The 15,627-nt window shown below is 67.7% G+C and carries 15 protein-coding genes; 3 read left to right on the forward strand and 12 right to left on the reverse strand.

Going from position 1 to position 15,627, the window contains the following annotated elements; translation table 11 throughout:
- Positions 1–5: 5 nt before the first annotated feature.
- From hisC to A3ES_RS0122800, 4 genes are all read right to left on the reverse strand, one after another.
- The gene (gene hisC, locus A3ES_RS0122785) at positions 6–1,085 is read right to left on the reverse strand and encodes a histidinol-phosphate transaminase (RefSeq protein ID WP_020389155.1); all 1,080 of its coding nucleotides are present in this window, start codon (positions 1,083–1,085) and stop codon (positions 6–8) included.
- A gap of 182 nt (positions 1,086–1,267) precedes the next feature.
- Complete coding sequence (locus A3ES_RS0122790) at positions 1,268–2,140, reverse strand: dimethylarginine dimethylaminohydrolase family protein (protein ID WP_020389156.1); 873 nt, start codon at positions 2,138–2,140, stop codon at positions 1,268–1,270.
- Positions 2,141–2,298: 158 nt separating this feature from the next.
- Positions 2,299–2,913: a PEGA domain-containing protein gene (locus tag A3ES_RS0122795; protein WP_020389157.1), complete on the reverse strand. Its 615-nt coding sequence runs from the start codon at positions 2,911–2,913 to the stop codon at positions 2,299–2,301.
- A 9-nt stretch (positions 2,914–2,922) separates the two neighbouring features.
- Positions 2,923–4,500 (reverse strand): phage tail tip lysozyme, encoded by a 1,578-nt coding sequence (locus A3ES_RS0122800; RefSeq protein WP_020389158.1) that lies wholly within the window; start codon positions 4,498–4,500, stop codon positions 2,923–2,925.
- Between the two features lie 155 nt (positions 4,501–4,655).
- On the opposite strand from A3ES_RS0122800, the gene A3ES_RS0122805 reads away from it, so the two are divergent.
- Positions 4,656–5,324, forward strand: a complete 669-nt coding sequence (locus A3ES_RS0122805; RefSeq protein ID WP_020389159.1) for a GntR family transcriptional regulator — start codon at positions 4,656–4,658, stop codon at positions 5,322–5,324.
- Positions 5,325–5,531: 207 nt separating this feature from the next.
- On the opposite strand, the gene A3ES_RS0122810 is transcribed toward A3ES_RS0122805, so the two are convergent.
- The 8 genes from A3ES_RS0122810 to A3ES_RS0122845 are packed head-to-tail and all read right to left on the reverse strand — an operon-like array spanning position 5,532 to position 14,654.
- The gene (locus tag A3ES_RS0122810) at positions 5,532–7,667 is read right to left on the reverse strand and encodes a glucosidase family protein (RefSeq protein WP_020389160.1); all 2,136 of its coding nucleotides are present in this window, start codon (positions 7,665–7,667) and stop codon (positions 5,532–5,534) included.
- The gene (locus A3ES_RS0122815) at positions 7,664–8,890 is read right to left on the reverse strand and encodes an enolase C-terminal domain-like protein (protein ID WP_020389161.1); all 1,227 of its coding nucleotides are present in this window, start codon (positions 8,888–8,890) and stop codon (positions 7,664–7,666) included. The genes A3ES_RS0122810 and A3ES_RS0122815 overlap by 4 nt, the downstream gene beginning before the upstream one ends.
- Positions 8,887–9,678, reverse strand: coding sequence for an SDR family NAD(P)-dependent oxidoreductase (locus tag A3ES_RS0122820; RefSeq protein WP_020389162.1), 792 nt, complete (start codon positions 9,676–9,678; stop codon positions 8,887–8,889). Before A3ES_RS0122820 ends, A3ES_RS0122815 begins: the two co-directional genes overlap by 4 nt.
- Before the next feature lie 18 nt (positions 9,679–9,696).
- Complete coding sequence (locus A3ES_RS0122825) at positions 9,697–10,521, reverse strand: carbohydrate ABC transporter permease (protein ID WP_020389163.1); 825 nt, start codon at positions 10,519–10,521, stop codon at positions 9,697–9,699.
- Positions 10,518–11,408 (reverse strand): carbohydrate ABC transporter permease, encoded by an 891-nt coding sequence (locus tag A3ES_RS0122830; RefSeq protein WP_020389164.1) that lies wholly within the window; start codon positions 11,406–11,408, stop codon positions 10,518–10,520. The genes A3ES_RS0122825 and A3ES_RS0122830 overlap by 4 nt, the downstream gene beginning before the upstream one ends.
- The gene (locus A3ES_RS0122835; protein WP_020389165.1) at positions 11,405–12,694 is read right to left on the reverse strand and encodes an ABC transporter substrate-binding protein; all 1,290 of its coding nucleotides are present in this window, start codon (positions 12,692–12,694) and stop codon (positions 11,405–11,407) included. The genes A3ES_RS0122830 and A3ES_RS0122835 overlap by 4 nt, the downstream gene beginning before the upstream one ends.
- A 14-nt stretch (positions 12,695–12,708) precedes the next feature.
- Positions 12,709–13,422, reverse strand: coding sequence for a FadR/GntR family transcriptional regulator (locus tag A3ES_RS0122840; protein WP_020389166.1), 714 nt, complete (start codon positions 13,420–13,422; stop codon positions 12,709–12,711).
- Positions 13,419–14,654: a DUF4185 domain-containing protein gene (locus A3ES_RS0122845; protein ID WP_020389167.1), complete on the reverse strand. Its 1,236-nt coding sequence runs from the start codon at positions 14,652–14,654 to the stop codon at positions 13,419–13,421. Before A3ES_RS0122845 ends, A3ES_RS0122840 begins: the two co-directional genes overlap by 4 nt.
- 121 nt (positions 14,655–14,775) lie before the next feature.
- Here A3ES_RS0122845 and A3ES_RS0122850 point away from each other — a divergent pair, with 121 nt between their 5' ends.
- Together A3ES_RS0122850 and A3ES_RS0122855 are read left to right on the forward strand one after the other, a co-directional pair.
- Positions 14,776–15,162 carry a phage holin family protein gene (locus A3ES_RS0122850; RefSeq protein WP_020389168.1) on the forward strand — a complete coding sequence of 129 codons (387 nt, stop codon included), beginning with the start codon at positions 14,776–14,778 and terminating at the stop codon, positions 15,160–15,162.
- Positions 15,163–15,181: 19 nt separating this feature from the next.
- Positions 15,182–15,622 carry a low molecular weight protein-tyrosine-phosphatase gene (locus tag A3ES_RS0122855; protein ID WP_020389169.1) on the forward strand — a complete coding sequence of 147 codons (441 nt, stop codon included), beginning with the start codon at positions 15,182–15,184 and terminating at the stop codon, positions 15,620–15,622.
- Positions 15,623–15,627 lie beyond the last annotated feature (5 nt).

A 15,627-nucleotide genomic window follows, 5' to 3' on the forward strand; every position in this document is an offset into this window, starting at 1 on the left:
GTTCCTCATCGGCGCCAGGCGCACGCGACGGTCAGGAACAGGTCGTTGGCTTCGCGCTCGCCGATCGTCACGCGAGCGCCCTCGCCCGGGAACGGCCGGACCGAGACGCCCTCGGCCTGGACGGCTTCGGCGAAGGCGACGGTCTCCTCACCCAGCGGCATCCAGACGAAGTTCGCGTGCGTCTCGGGCACGTCCCAGCCGGCGGCGCGTAGCTCGCCGACCACCCGGGACCGCTCGGTCACGAGCGCTTCGACGCGATCCAGCAACTCCTTCTCGGCCCGCAACGAGGCGACCGCGGCTGCTTGGGCGATCTCGCTGACGCCGAACGGCAGCGAGCACTTGCGGATCGCGGCGATCACCGGCGGGTGCCCGATCGCGTAGCCGATCCGGAAGCCGGCCAGCCCGTACGCCTTCGAGAAGGTCCGCAGTACGACGACGTTCGGCCTGTCCCGGTACATCTCGGCGCAGTCCGGCGTCTCGGGGTCGCGGACGAACTCGCGGTACGCCTCGTCCAGAACGACCAGGACGTCGCGCGGTACGGCGTCGAGGAAAGCCACCAGCTCGTCGCGATGGACGACCGGGCCGGTCGGGTTGTTCGGCGTACAGATCAAGACGACGCGGGTGCGGTCGGTCAGGGCTGCTTCCATCGCCTTGAAGTCGTGCCGCGCGTCCTCGGTCAGCGGGACCTGGACGGAGGTCGCACCGGTCAGCTGCACCGCGATCGGGTAGGCCTCGAACGAGCGCCAGGCGTAGACGACCTCATCGCCCTCGCTACAGGCTGCCTGCAACAGGTGGTAGAGCACAGCTACCGATCCGGTCCCGATGGCAAGATCGGTGACCGGTACGTCGAACCGCTCGGCCAGCGCCTCGAGCAAGGGCAGGGCGCCCATGTCGGGGTACCGGTTCATGTTCGCGGCGGCCTCGGTGGCGGCGGCGAGCACCCCTGGCAACGGCGGGTACGGGTTCTCGTTGCTGGACAGCTTGTACGTCGGGCGGCCGTCGGTGCGCTCCGGTGGCTTGCCCGGCTTGTAAGCCGCGACATCGTCCAGAACGGACCGGAAGCGGACCTCATCGTCAGGGGTCATGCCCGCAGGCTAACTCCAACGTCGCCGGCTTAGAACCCCGCAGAATCGCACTGGACAAATTGCCCAGCGCGAGGCCGAACATGACGCCAGACAGCTGTCACATTGGCCGGGCCAGCCGTCCATTCGTCCAGCAAACCAGCTGAACTGTGGGCAGCCGCCCGGCCGTCGATTCGCCGTACCGGCTACTGCGGCAAGACGACCTCGCCGCCGGCGACACTGGCGGCAGCGAGGTCGAAATCGAGCGGGTTGGTCATGCAGCGTCCCGAGCCTCCACCCTTGTGGAACTCCGACAGGTCGAGGACGACGATGCGCAGTCCGAGACCGGTCAGCAGTTCGCGCAGCCGCGGCGAGCAGGCCGGCATGATGATCGTCTCGTTCACCACCAGCGAGTTGCCGCTGAACGCGAACGCCTCCTCGTCGGTGAGCACGATCGGGTCCGGCACGATGCCGAACAGCTCGGCCTGGCTGGCGGCGTCGAGCGCCGGCGGGTAGACCAGCGCGTGGGTGCTGTCGATCGGGCAGAACGGCAGGTCGAGGTGGTACATGCCCTCGTGCGCGATGCGCAGGCCGCGGACCCGGATGTTCCACTCGGTCGCCAGGTGCTTGAGCGCGTCGGCCTCGGTGCGCGGGCCGTAGCCGACCACCAGGCTGTCACCGAAGATGAACGCGTCGCCGGACTCGAAGTGCGGGCCGACGCCGTCGCTGCCGGTCCGCTTCAGCTCGAAGTCGTGGTCCAGGAACCACCCGGCCGCGGTCAGCGACTCCTTGCGGCGCGGCTCGAAGCGCATGTGCGACAGCATCGCCTTGCCCTGCGCCGTGGCGAAGCCCAGGTTCATCGCGTAGACCATGTCCGGCGAATCCTCGCGCTGCGCCAGTACCTCGACCTCGCCGCCGGCGTCGATGATCGCCTGCCGCAGCGAGTCCCACTGCTTGAGCGCCAGCTCGGGGTCAGGCTGGTCCTGGGTCGACATGTACGGATTGATCACGTAGTCGATCCGGAAATGGTCCGGCCGGACCATCAGATACCGGCGACCCCACCCCAGCGGCTGACCCATGTGTGCACCCCATCGCGCTCTGGATCGTCGCATTGGCCGATCCCCTGATTGTCCGACAATCAGTCAGTGTGCAGGTCTAGTGGGGTCGCGTCAACATGAGTTTCAGTACGCTGCGCCGCCCAGCCCGGGCGGCGGCGTCCGGAGTACCGGCGGGGTGACTACTTGGTGGTGTAGATGATGTCCAGCGAGGCGGGATCCCAGCCGTTGCCTGCGATCCACTGCAGCGCCTTCTCCTTGCCATCGGGGAGGAAGACCAGGATCCGCACCGAGATCGCCTCGGGGTTCGTCGGGTCCGACTTCGAGCCCTCGTAGGTCGCCTTGAAGCCGGGCCCGATGTACGGCAGTTGCGCCAGGATCGGGTACTTCAGCTCCAGCCGTCGCTGGATCTCGTCGAACCGGCGACCGGCCTCGGCCTCGGTCTCGCGCTCCTGCTCCGGGTTGTTCTTGCCCCACTCGACCCCGACCGGTCCGTTGGCGTAGAGGTACACCTTCGCCGACACCGGGTTCTTGCCGCGAACGGTGAACGTCTGGGTGTAGCTCTGGAAGCCTTCCCGGGTGCCGGTCAGCGTGTGCGTCCCCGGCCGGACGTCGATCTTGCCGCTGTTGGCGACCTGCTGCCCGTCCAGCGTGAGGGTCAGATCGTTCGGGATCGACGTCACGGTCAGCTCCGCCTTGGGATCATGCCGCCAGATCACGAATCCTCCGATCAGCACCACGATCACCGCGAGCGCCGCGATGCCTGTCACCAGGGGCCGCCGGCTGTCCTCCTCCATCATCAGCTCCTATTTCTTCAGCCGGGCGGCGGCGAACTGCTTGGATCGTCCAATGTTGTAGGCGTAGGTCGCCTGAGGCACGTGGCCGCCCAGCGACCCGGACGCGGAGTCGTACTTGCCCCATTGTCCTACGAACAGATACGTGTGGCCGGGGCCGATCAGGATGTCACCCGGCTGGAGCTCCCCAGGGGTGATGTTGTCGAAAACGTCGTACTTCCCCGACGTCCGCACATAGTTGTCCTGGACACCCGTGGATACCATCGGATAGTCCGGGTCCGCACCACTCATCCGCATCACGGTCGCGACGAACCGCCCACAGTCGCTCCACACCTCGTAGCCGTTCGTACTGTTGTACTTCGGCAGCGCTTCCTGGAATGCCGCCGTCGCGTCGCTCTGGTTCTTCCCGTGACCGCCGTCGGGCCACGCCAGCGACTTCGCCACCTCGGCGATGTTCCCGCTGCCGGCCGCGCACGCGGTCGACGGACCCGCCCCGGGATCGCCGGTCGGGGTGTTGGTGCCACCACCGATGGTGGAGAACACCTGCCGGGCAGTGGCCTGCCGGCGGGCGTACTCGGGGTCGTTGTCGTTCGTCGTGAAGATCTCGTAGTCGTGGGCGAAGAGGTAGGCGGCTTCGTCGACCGTCTTGGTCGCCTTCATCTTGTCGCCGACCGCCTTGAGCGCCACCGGCCCCGTCCCGTCGAGCTGCTCCTTCAGGAACTTGAGCTGGTACTCGAGGGTCTCGATGGTCTCGAAGCTGGCCCCCTGGCCGCGGGCCGCGTTGATCATCTTGCTCGCGGGATACCACTGGACGATTCCCCAGGCCTTGTTCAGGCCGACGGCCGTCGTGGCCGGCGTGACCGTACCCGAGGTGGTGCCGTTGAGCCTTTGGGGCTCGACGCTCGACTCGTGGATCATGTTGCCGACGATGCCGGAGGCCTGCTCCTTGGTGTAGCCGGCGCCGACCAGGAAGTTGAAGGCCTTCTCCTGGTTGTTGCCACCGACCAGCGGCCCGCCGGTGTTGCAGCCGCACCCACCGCCCGGGCCGGCCGGGGCTGCGCTGTCGAAGAGCGGAGCCGGGTCGGTCTGCTTGAGCGCACCGCCGTCGTCCGCCTGGGCCCAGACCTCGAAGTGCAGGTGGGCGCCCTTCTTGCCCGGCGCGGCCTCGTCTTCGCTGCTGCCCGACGTACCGATCACCTGGGCGCGGCCGACCGGGTCGCCCTCCTTGACGACCTTGGTGTCGAAGAACTTGTACCAGGTTTCCAGGCCGGTGCCGTGCTTGATCTTGATCCAGTCGCCGTCGATCGACTTCACGGTGCCGGACTCGACGGCGTACACCTTGCTGCCCTTGTCGACGACGAAGTCCATGCCCTTGTGGGTCTCGCCGCCCTCGTCGTCCCAGCCCTGGTCCGGCTCCTTCTTGTCGGTCGGCCAGGCCATCGACGACTCGGCCGGCGCGGTCGGCGTACAGGCCGCGGCCGTGTCCATCCCGGTCAGGACGCCGACCAGCAGGGCGATCACGATGATGAGCGGGAGGAAGAGCACGAGCATGACGCCACCGACGATCGGCATCGCCTTGCTGTCACCCACGGTGATCTCCTCGCTGTAGCAGGGGCGGCCACTGGGTCAAAGACTGCCCGAAAACCGGGTCATCATGTCGGGAGTTATCCACAGGTTGACCACCGACCCGCCCCGACGACCGCGCCGCACGCGACAACGGACGCTGACTGGACGAGAATCCCCCCATGTACGAACGGCTGCGAGTGGACCGCTCGACCACAGTTGACCGGGTGGTCGACGCGCTCCGCGCTGCCCTCTTCGCCGGCGACCTCGAACCCGGTACGCCGCTGCGCGAGCAACCTCTGGCCGAGGCGCTCGGCGTCGCCCGCAGTACGGTCCGGGAAGCGATGACGATGCTGGTCACCGAGGGCCTCGCGGTCCGCGAACCGAACAAGGGCGTCAGCGTCGCGATCCTGCACCCCGCGGCGGTCGCCGACATCTGCCGGGCCCGGTTCGTGCTCGAGTCGGCCGGCGTCCGGGCCTGGTTCGATGCTGACGAGGCGGCTCGCGAACGCGTCCGCACGGCTATGCGCACCTTCGCCGCCACCGCCAAGGAAGGCGCCGACCCCGAAGCGATGACCGAAACGCACCTGGCGATCCACCGCAGCCTGGTCGCCCTCACCGGCAGCGAACGCCTCACCGCCACCGCCGACTCGATCACCGGCGAGGCAAGACTCGCCCTCGCCCGCGTGGACGCCCTCCGCCAGGACGCCAAACAACAGGTAGCCTCCCACCGCAAACTCGTCCGCCTGCTGGAAAAGGGCGACCTCGACGAATGCGTAGAAGAACTCCGCCGCCACCTAGCCGGCGCCGAAGAATCCCTCCTCGAAGCCATCGCCACCGCACCCGTGTGATCCACGCCTGCTCTGACGCGACCACGAGCCGAATGGCTCCCCGTACTCGTACTACAGCCGGAGTTCGTGAGGTTCAGTGGCAGGGCCGGACCGCCGCCACTCACAAACCTCAACTGATCGCACCCGGCCAGGCGTGCACAGGCGTGCTCCCGAGTGGAAACGGGAGGTTTGTGAGTGGCGGACGTCCGGGCCTTACCGACACCCGCCCTACGAAGCTGCCGCAATCGCCCCGGCGGCGGTGATGTCATAGGAGCCGTTTCCGACTCGGAGGCCTCGCAGGCGGGCGTTCGGGTCCAGCGATGCGACCTGCGGGTTCGCCTGGATCGAGCCGTCGAGGGCGACCTCGAGTCCGAACACGCCTTCTAGCACCAGGCTCACCCAGGCGCCTGATGAGGAGCAGGACCAGTCGATCAGGTACGGGTACTGCGGCGGAGACTTGCGCGCTCCGCCCGCCATCGCCGGCACCGCCTCCTCGACGAAGTGCGCCTGGCCACAGGGTCCCTGGTTCGCGGTCTTCGCCAGACCCCGCAGCCAGTCCAGCGCGACATCGCCCCGGCCCAGCGCGAACAGCGCCCGGGCGGCATCGGCCGGCCAGGCCGGGTAAGCACCGTTCCACTGGTGATCGGGCCGCAAGCTGAAGGCCGCATCCGCGTCGTACGGCGACAGCGCTCGCATCCAGGTGGGGGTCTGGAGCTCCCGCTGGAAGAACTCGACCATCTCCGCCCGCTGGGTCTGCGACAGGTCGTCGGCCATCGTCGTACCGATGAGGTTGAAGTCGTAGCAGTGCCGGACCGGGACCAGCGTCCCGTCGGGCTGACGCGCGTGCCAGAAGCCCGCGCCCTCGACGTACAGCTCGTTGACGTGGCCGGCTTGCTCATCGGCCTCCTTGCGCAGCAGACCAGCGCGGTCGGTGTCGCCGGCCCGCTCTGCGACGTCGGCGGCGACGCGCAGGCACCAAACGTTTGCCGCGTTGAAGCTGGCCACCTCGTGGACATAGCTGCTCACGCATTCGAGCAGGTTGTCGATGCCGCCGTAGTCGGCCAGCGCGTGGTCCTTGCGCAGCCCACGCCAGGCCGTCGCCCAGTGATGCAGGTGCTCGGCCACTGGCTTGCGCGCGGCATCCCGGCCGGCCGGGGCCGCCAGGAAGGCCTCGTCTCCACTGAACCTGACGTAGTCCCGCACCAACCGGGTCATCGCGAAGTCGTTGACCGAGTACCACTGGCCGACCGGGCCACCCGTCAGCCACTCGGTACCGAAGTGCGCGTGCGTGTCGAGGTCGATCCAGTGCTCGATGTGCCGGCGCATCGGCACCGGGTCCAGCAGCGCGTGCGTCAGCGAGGAGAGGCTGTAGTCCCAGATGAAGGTCGTGGTCTGCCAGTACCGCGGCATCAGCGTGTCGTAGGTCCGGCCTAGCACACTGGCCGGATTGTCGCGGCGGAACCACACCACGCCGAGCACACCCCACCAGTACAGCTTGCGAAGCGCCTCGTTCGAAGTCTCCAAAATCGGCAACGAACCGCTGAACCCGTCACTGTCCGGATCAAACGCATCCGCCAACGCCTTGTCCCAGTGCACCTCAGCTGCCGCGATTACCGCCGGTACGTCCGCCACGCAGGCGTTGTAGTGCTCAGTAGCCGACTCCACATCGCCGTCCAGGACATGCACATACCCGAGCTGTCCGTTGCCGGAAGCATCCAGTTCGATCGTTGCTTCTAGCATCGACTGAGGACGCAACGCGGCGGCCGCGGCGAATTCCGAAGAGGAGGAGGACGAGCCGACCGAGGTGGTGGTCACCGCAGCAGTCTCCGACGTCAGCGCGTCGAACCCTTGCAGGCTGACAGCGGACCCCGACTCACCGGTACCGACCACCGCACCCCTGATCTCCGCTTCCCGCAGCGTGTTCGGCTCCGACGGTGGCTCGGGGCGCGACCATCCACTGGCCGATCGCGTCGCCGTACTGGCCAACGCCAACCCGATCCGTACCTCGCGCCCCGCTGCACCTTCCACCTCGAGCTGTACGACGACGGCGGGCCGCCCCGGCGCGCAGCAGGTCGTACTGCGCAGCGTCAGCCCGTCGATCCGGGTCGTGCGGACCACCTGATCCGGACGCCAGACCACCTCCATCTCGCCGCCGTACGAGCGGGCCAGCCGGCCGTCGACGTACAGCTGGCCGGTGATGACGTCGCCGTGCGAGTACGGCGGGAAGTTGATGCTGCGGACGGCGAAGACGTCCAGGTCGACCTGTGCCGTGCCGAGGAAGTTGGTCAGGCCGGGCGGGTTGAACATGTCGTCGTAGGTATGCGTGAGCACATCGCTGGACAGGTCCGTACTACGGGGGATCATCGGAGTCCTTCGGTGGGATCGGCCCAGTCGGTGTTCGGCAGCAGCGGGTACCAGCCCGGCCTGGCTGGGTCACGGTCATAGGGGTAGGGGCCCAGCTCGCGGAACAGTTCGGCGTACTCCGCGAGCTTGTCGCGATCCAGCTCGACGCCCAGGCCGGGACCATCCGGTACGGCGATCGCGCCACCGGCGTACGGAAGCTTGCCGCCGGCAATGATGTCGTCACGCAGGTGGTGATAGTGCGCGTCGGCCGCGAACGACAGGTTCGGTACCACGGCGCCGAGCTGGAGCATGGTGGCCAGCTGGATGCCCAGCTCGCCCGAGGAGTGCACGGCGACGCCGAGCTGGAAGGTCTCGCAGACCCCGGCGGCCTTGACGCAGGCCCGGATCCCACCCCAGAAGGTTGTGTCCAGCAGGATCACGTCGACGGCCGGATCCCGCACGTTCGCGGCCAACTGCTCGAAGTTGACCACGACGGTGTTGGTGGCCAGCGGGATCGAGGTGTTCTCCCGCACCCGGCGCATCCCGTTCATCCCCCAGGTGGGGTCCTCGAGATAGTCGTTGTCCAGGTCCTCGATGCCGCGGGCGAACCGGATCGCCTCCTCGACCCCGAAGGCGCCGTTGGGGTCGAACCGGACCCGATGCCCGGGGAACGCCTCGGCAAGCGCCCGGAAGCAGTCCCGCTCGTAATCCGGCGGGAAGACCCCGCCCTTCAGCTTGTGCACGGTGAACCCGTGCTCGGCGACCAACGCCCGGGCATGCTCGACCAGCTGGTCCGCGGTGCGGATCTCACCCGTTCCGTCGTCAGCGGGATGCCTGAAGAACAGATAGCTGGCGAACGGCACCTTGTCCCGGACCTTCCCGCCGAGCAACTCGTGCACCGGTACGCCGAGGTGGCGGCCCTGCAGGTCCAAGCAGGCGAACTCCACCGCAGCGAGCAGTTGGGTGCGGTTGTTGTACAGGCTCGCGGTCGGGTTCGCCAGCATCCATCGCAGTGCTTCGGTGCGAGCCGGGTCATGACCAACCAGGTAGGGCTTCAGTGCGGCGACGGCATCCTCGGCGCTCTGACCACCGCCACCCATCTCGCCCAGCCCGACCAAGCCGTTGTCGGCCTCGATCTCGACGACGGTCCGCACGAACCGTCCCCAGTGCGCGCCGTTGCTGTGCCGCAACGGCGCCTCCAACGGCATCGTCACGGTGGTGGCCCGGACGTCGACGATCCTCATCGGCCGTCCTCCGGCAGTATCACGGCCAGCTGGGCGGTCAGCCCGCCGTCGACCTTCACGTCGGCCCCGGTCACGAAGGCCGCGGCCGGCGACGCCAGGAAGTGGATCACCTCGGCCACCTCAGCTGTCGTCGCCACCCGGCCGAGCGGATGGGACCGACCCCACTCCGCGACCACCTCGTCCGTCGACCGGTCACCGCCGAACTGCGCGGCCGACGTACGGAGCATCGGAGTGTCCACCGATCCAGGGCAGACCGCGTTGACCCGGATGCCGTCGGCCGCGTGGTCCACCGCCATCGCCCGGACGAGTGAGAGCAGTGCTCCCTTCCCCATCGAGTACGCCGCGACGTTGTGCTGCGCGGCGTACGCCTGGACCGAGGCGACGACCACCACGCTTCCGCCCCGCGGGATCAGCGGCAGGAAGGACTGGCAGGCGAAGAACACCCCGCCGACATTGACCGCCATCACCTCGTCGTACGTCGAGGCAGGCGTGTCCACGACCGTTCCGTACCGCTGGATGCCGGCCGCGCAGACCAGCCCACTCAGCGGACCACCAGCCAGCGACCCACCGACCTGCTGCGCGCAGGCTGCCAGAGCGGTTCGATCGGCGACATCGACGGCGAAGCCGGTGACCTGGTCACCCAGCTCCGCCTCCAGCGCAGCGAGGGCGTCCGCATCGCGGTCCAGTACGAAGACCCGGTCGCCCGCGGCGACGAAGCGTTCGACCGCGCCGCGGCCGATGCCGGCCGCTCCGCCCGTGACGGCTACGGTACGAGCTCCTGATGACATCGAGATCCCTTCGAGGAGTCAGAACTGGCCGAGGGCGAGGCCCCGGGAGAAGAACCGCTGGGCGGCGAGGAACAGGACGACGGTCGGCAGCGACACCAGTAGACCGCCGGCCAGGACGGTCGGCAGCGCAGCACCGCCGTACGTGCTCTGCAGGCCGGTGAGCGCTGGCATGATCGGCCGGACCGACTCGGACTGGCTCAGGGTCAGACCGAGCAACAGGTCGTTCCAGACGAAGGTGGCCTGCAGGATGAAGATGGCCGCCAGGGCACTGCCCGCCATCGGCAGGTAGATGCTCCGGAAGATCCGGAACAGCCCGCCGCCGTCGACCACTGCTGCCTCGAAGACGCTGCGGGCGATGCCAGTGAAGAAGTTGCGCATCACGAACGCCGAGAACGGAACGCTGATCGCCGTGTAGACGATGATCATCCCGACCCTGGTGTCATACAGCCCCGAGCTCGCGTAGCCGGAGAACAACGGCATCAGCACCATCTGCAACGGGAAGATGGTGCCGCCGAAGATGAAGACGAACCAGACGAACCCGTACTTGAGCCGCAGCGCCACGATCGCGTAGCCGACCGCTGCGCCGATCAGTACCGCGAGAACCGGTGCCACCACGCTGTAGAGCGTTGTCGCCAGCAGCGTGCCGCCCAGTGCGGCCTTGTCCCACGCGTCCTGGAAGTTCGTGAACAGCGAGAACCCCGACGGCTTCCACACCGCGGCCGGGTCGTACGCGTCGACCGCTTTGGACGCGTTCACAATCAGCAGGTACACCGGCGCCAGCCAGATCAGCCCGAGGACGATCAGGATCGCCGTCCGGACCGGTCCGGATGAGGTCTTGTTCATCGCGAGTCACCGTCCGCGAGCTGGTAGCGCAGGTACAGCACCGACGCGGCGAACGTGACCAGGCTGAGGAACAACGCGATCGCCGCGCCCTGGCCGTAGTTGTTCAGCACGAAGGTCTCCTTGTACATGGAAAGGGCCAGCGTCTCCGACGACGTACCGGGACCGCCCTGCGTCATCACCCAGACGACGTCGAACGTCTTCAGGCTGCCGACGATCGACAGCCCGACGACAACCGTGGTGATCGGTCGCAGCTGCGGCCAGAGCTGGTGAAGGAAGAGCTTGAACCCTTCCGCCCCGTCCAGCCGGGCCGCCTCCAGCGGCTCCGCTGGGATGGACTGCAGCCCGATCACGAACAGCAGCGCGTTCACTCCGGCCGCCTGCCAGGAGGTGGCCACGATCATCATCAGCGTGTTGCCCGGACCGGCCTGCAGCCAGCCCGTGTGGGCACCGGGCAGACCGAGGAAGCCGAGCACCTGACCGAGCGCGCCATCCGGCTGGAGGACGAAGCCCCAGATGACTCCCACTGCCACACCCGAGATCGCGTAGGGCAGCAAGAACGGCAACCGCAGCCAGGTGCCCCACCGATGGCCGTAAGTCAGTACTGCGATCACCAGGCCGAGTACGACCGGCAAGGTGACCATGCCGACTACCCACAACAACGTGTTGGTCAGCGCCCCGACCAGATCGGGGTCACTGAACATCGCCTTGTAGTTGGTCAGCCCGGACCAGACCGGCGTACCGAGCCCGTTGAAGTCGGTGAAGCTGACGTACGTCGTCCAGAGGAACGGCAGATACAGCAGCAGCGCCACGATGCCGGCGGCGGGCAGCCCGAACAGCGGCGCCACCCGCCCGCCGGTCCGGGCCGATCGCAGGGTGCTCCGGCTCACTTCTGCTTGGCCCAGTAGGCGTCCGCCTCGGCCTGGATCTTCTTCAGACCCGGCATCGGGTCACCCGGCTTGGTGACGAATGCCCCGAAGACCTCCAGCGCCTTGTTCATCACCGGCACCGGCGTGGCCTCGAACCAGCGGTTGATCAGCCGGTAGCCGTCACCGCCGACATCCTTGTTCAGCGCGGCCAGGCCAGGGTCCTTGACCTCGGCCTTCGGGTTGAAGGACAGGTCGCCACGGGAGTTCGCCCAGGCGGTCTGCGCCTGCGGAGTGACCCACCAGTCGGTCCACTTCTGCACCGTGGAGGCATGCTCGCTCTGCGCGGCCGAACAGACCGGTCCGGTCTCGAAGATCATCGAGGTCTTCGGCAGCGACGGGTTCACGTTCGGGATGACGAAGAAGTCGTAGTCGGTGCCCGCCTTCATCTTCAGCGTGTTCAGGTTGCCGCTGAACCAGGTGCCGAAGTTGACCATCCCGACAGCGCCGCTCTTCAGCTGCGCCTGCGGCTCGGTCTTCGCCCCCGGGTCGCTGAACAACCCGGCGTCGATCATCTTCTTCCACTCGTTCATCACATCGACCACGCCCTGGTCGGTGTACTTCGCCTTGCCGGTGGCCAGGGCGTCGTAAAGATCGGGGTCCTTGCCGGCCAGCAGCGTCTCGAACCAGACGAAGCTGAACAGGATGTTGGTCTGGTAGAACGGCTTCACCCCGGCCGCCTTCACTTTGTCGGCGACGGCGAGCAGCTCGGGCCAGGTCTTCGGGTTCTGGGTGATGCCGGCCTTCTTGAAGACGGCCTTGTTGAAGTACATCACCCAGTAGCCGGCGTTCAGCGGTACGCAGTACTGCTTGCCGTCGTAGGTGAAGTACTCCTTCAGCTGCTCCGGAATGTTGCCGTCAGCAACTGCCTTGGTCCACTGCTCGGTGGTCTCGGCCACCAGCTTCTGGTCGACCAGCTCCTCCAGCTCCTTGCCGGTGTGCCAGGTGAACAGGTCCGCCTTCTCCTTGGTCCGGAACGAGGACCGGATGAACGCGGTGTAGGCGTTGGAGTCGGAGTAGCCGACCGGCTCCATGCCGACCCCGACGTCCTTCTTGCTGGCCGCGCCGACCTGGGTGAAGGCTTCCTTCCAGCCGCCCTTGTCGTTGTAGAACTTCAGCGAGTCCACCGGCTTGTCGTCGCCCTTGGCGGTGGTGGAGTCACCAGCTCCACCACCACAGGCGGTCAGGGCCAGCGCGCCGGCGACGGCCAGGGCGGTGAATGCTTTGGTCTTGCGGTGATTGGGTGACATTTGGTGCGTCCTTCTCAGCTCAGGGGTGGCCGGGCGCGGTCGTTGATGACGGTGAGAACCCCGTCCAGGTGTTCGCGGGTGAGTCGTTCGGCCAGCTCGGCGTCGGCGGCCCGGACCGCCTCGAGGATGGCCCGGTGTTCGTCCAGATCGGCCTGCCGGTCGCCGTGGATGTGCAGTATCTCCAGCTGTTCCCGGACGTTGACGACGGTGACGGACTCGACCACCTCGGCCAGGGTCGCGTTCCCGGACGCCTGGGCGAGGGACCGGTGGAAGTCCATGTTGACCTCGGCCAGCCGGGCGTGGTCGCCGGACTCGATCAGGTCGGCGGCCTCGGCGAGGTGCTGGTCCATCCGCTCCAGCGCGGCATCGGTCCGGTTCTGGGCAGCCAGGGCGGCGACCGGCGGCTCGATCAGCGCGCGGGCCTGCAGGAGTTCCACCAGCCGGTCCGCCGACGGCGTCGGGGCCAGCGGGTTGGCGAGCACCAGCCGCCCGATGTGCCGGCCGACGTACACGCCGGATCCGTGCCGCAGTTCGACCGCGCCGGTGGCCTCCAGCCTTCGCAGCGCCTCCCGGATCGTCGGTACGGCGACCTTGAACCGCTCGGCCAGCGACCGGACCGACTCGAACGGGTCGCCGGCGGCCAGGTTCCGGTCGGCGATCAGGCTCAGCATCGAGCTGGCCAGGTCGTCGAGCAGGCTGCGCCGGACGACGCCACCGGAGCTGCTCATCGAGTGCCGTTAGGGGTCAGGGTGACCCGGACGAACCGGGGCCGGTAGATGCTGACGTCGGCGTACAGGTCGGCGTTCGCGTCGAGGCTGTTGACGTTGTAGCTGACCAGCAGCGAGTTGCCGCGACGCCGGTCGGGATGGTCGTGCGAGTTGTACGTGATGATGTCAGCGTCTCCGTAGCTGCCGGTGGCGCCGGTTTCCGGCGTTTGGTAGAGCTCGACCGGGTTGACGAACGGGCCGGTCGGTGAGCAGGCGAAGTAGCCGAGCACTCGCTTGCTGAACAGCTCGTTGGTGTCGTGAGTGACGAGCAGGTAGCCGTCACCCCACCGGGTCACGCTGTGCTCGTTGGCGACGCCTTCGAGCACTCGCACCGACGCCGACTCGTCAGCCGACCAGCCGGTGCCGGTCCAGTACTGCCAGCGCTTCGTGGTCAGATCGTCGCCGCGGACCCGGGCGACATGCTCGTACTTCGAGGCGCCGAGGTCCTCCACGCCGTAGATGTAGGTGTAGCCGCGGTCGCGGAGCAGCCACGCGGACCACTGGATGTTGGCGCCGGACGGGAGCGGGACCAGCTTCTTCAGTTTCAGCGTCGAGCTGTCGAAGCGAGCCAGGTAGTTCGCCGACCAGCGCCAGTCCCACTGCCCGGTGCCCGTCCGCTCGAACCGCAGGGTGGTGACGTCGAGATTGCGGCCTGACTTGCTGGTGCCGGCGGCGCCGAACCAGTACCAGCCGTTGGACGGCGGCGGGACCAGAGCGGTCGGCTCGGACGCCGTGCCGCCGGTGACGGTCTTCACCGAGTCGCCGCGCTGGATCACGAAGGAGTTGTTGATGAACGGGGTCGTGATCGGCCGGCTGCCGTCCGGATTGACCGGTCCGAGGAAGGTGTCGGAGAAGATCCACGCCGTCCGGCCACCGCGGAGCTTCACTGAGTAGGTGCTGTCTCCGCCGGTCCAGCCTTTGCCGCTATCGCTGTAGGCGTTCAGCAGCGGCTCGGGATCTGCCTGCGGCTTCGCCTGGACGGACCAGTTGGCTCGGGCCACGGCGCAGTCCTGCCGGCCAGATGTCACGACCGGGCCCCCATTCAGCGCGGTCGTCGCGGTGACCGGCCGCGGGATGGCGCCGATCTGGGGATGGTCCGAGGCCGGGCCCGACTCGGGCGCAGCGAGCGCCGGGGCGGCGAGCGCAGTACTGAGTACTACGGCGCCCAGCGCCGGGATCAAGCGGTTTCTCATCCTCACGCCCTCCTCGGGAATGAAAATGATCAGATCACTTGGTCATTCTCGTGTCAAGGTGTCGTCAAACCGCGCGCGGTGATCGCAGCGTGGACGAACCCGGGGGTGGCAGGATCGAGGTATGAAGAACTTGATCATCAAGCTGCTGGCCAACGCCGTGGCCCTGGCCGTCGCGAGCTGGGTCGTCAGTGGGATCACCCTGGAGGGCGCGACCACCAGCCGCCGGGTGCTGACGCTGCTGATCGTGGCGGCCATCTTCGGCATCGTGAACGCGGTGGTGAAGCCGATCGCCAAGCTGATCTCGCTGCCGTTCATCATCCTGACGCTGGGCCTGCTGATCTTCGTGATCAACGCCCTGATGCTGCTGCTCACCTCGTGGATCACCGGCAAGCTCGACGTCCAGTTCCACGTCACCGGGTTCGGGGCTGCCCTGCTGGGCTCCCTCGTCATCACCCTGGTCGGCATGCTGCTGAACGCGGTCCTGCCGGACAAGGCCGAGATCCGGTGAGCCTGCGGCGAGTTCCGTGGTGAGGCGGGTCGAGGTGGTCTGCACGGGGAACATCTGCCGTTCGCCGATCGGCGAGGTGGTGTTGCGCGCGAAGCTCGCCGACGCAGGAGTCGACGACGTCGTGGTGACTAGCTCCGGCACCAGCGGCTGGCACATCGGCGACCCGATGGACTCCCGCGCCGCCGCTTCGCTGGCCCGGCGCGGGTACGACGGGAGCGCACACCGGGCGCAGGAGTTCCGCAGCAGTTGGTTCCCCGAGCGCGACCTGGTGCTCGCGATGGATTCCGGGCACCTGTCCGCGCTGCTGCGTCGCGGCGGCGACGGCATCGCAGTACCGGTCTCGCTGTTCGCCGACATCGACGTACCGGATCCGTACTACGGCGAGGACGCCGGCTTCGACGACGTCCTCACCCAGATCGAGACGGCCGCCGACCTCTGGGTCGAGCGGCTCGCGAAATAGGTCGG

This window comes from Kribbella catacumbae DSM 19601 (assembly GCF_000372465.1).
Lineage (GTDB): Bacteria > Actinomycetota > Actinomycetes > Propionibacteriales > Kribbellaceae > Kribbella > Kribbella catacumbae.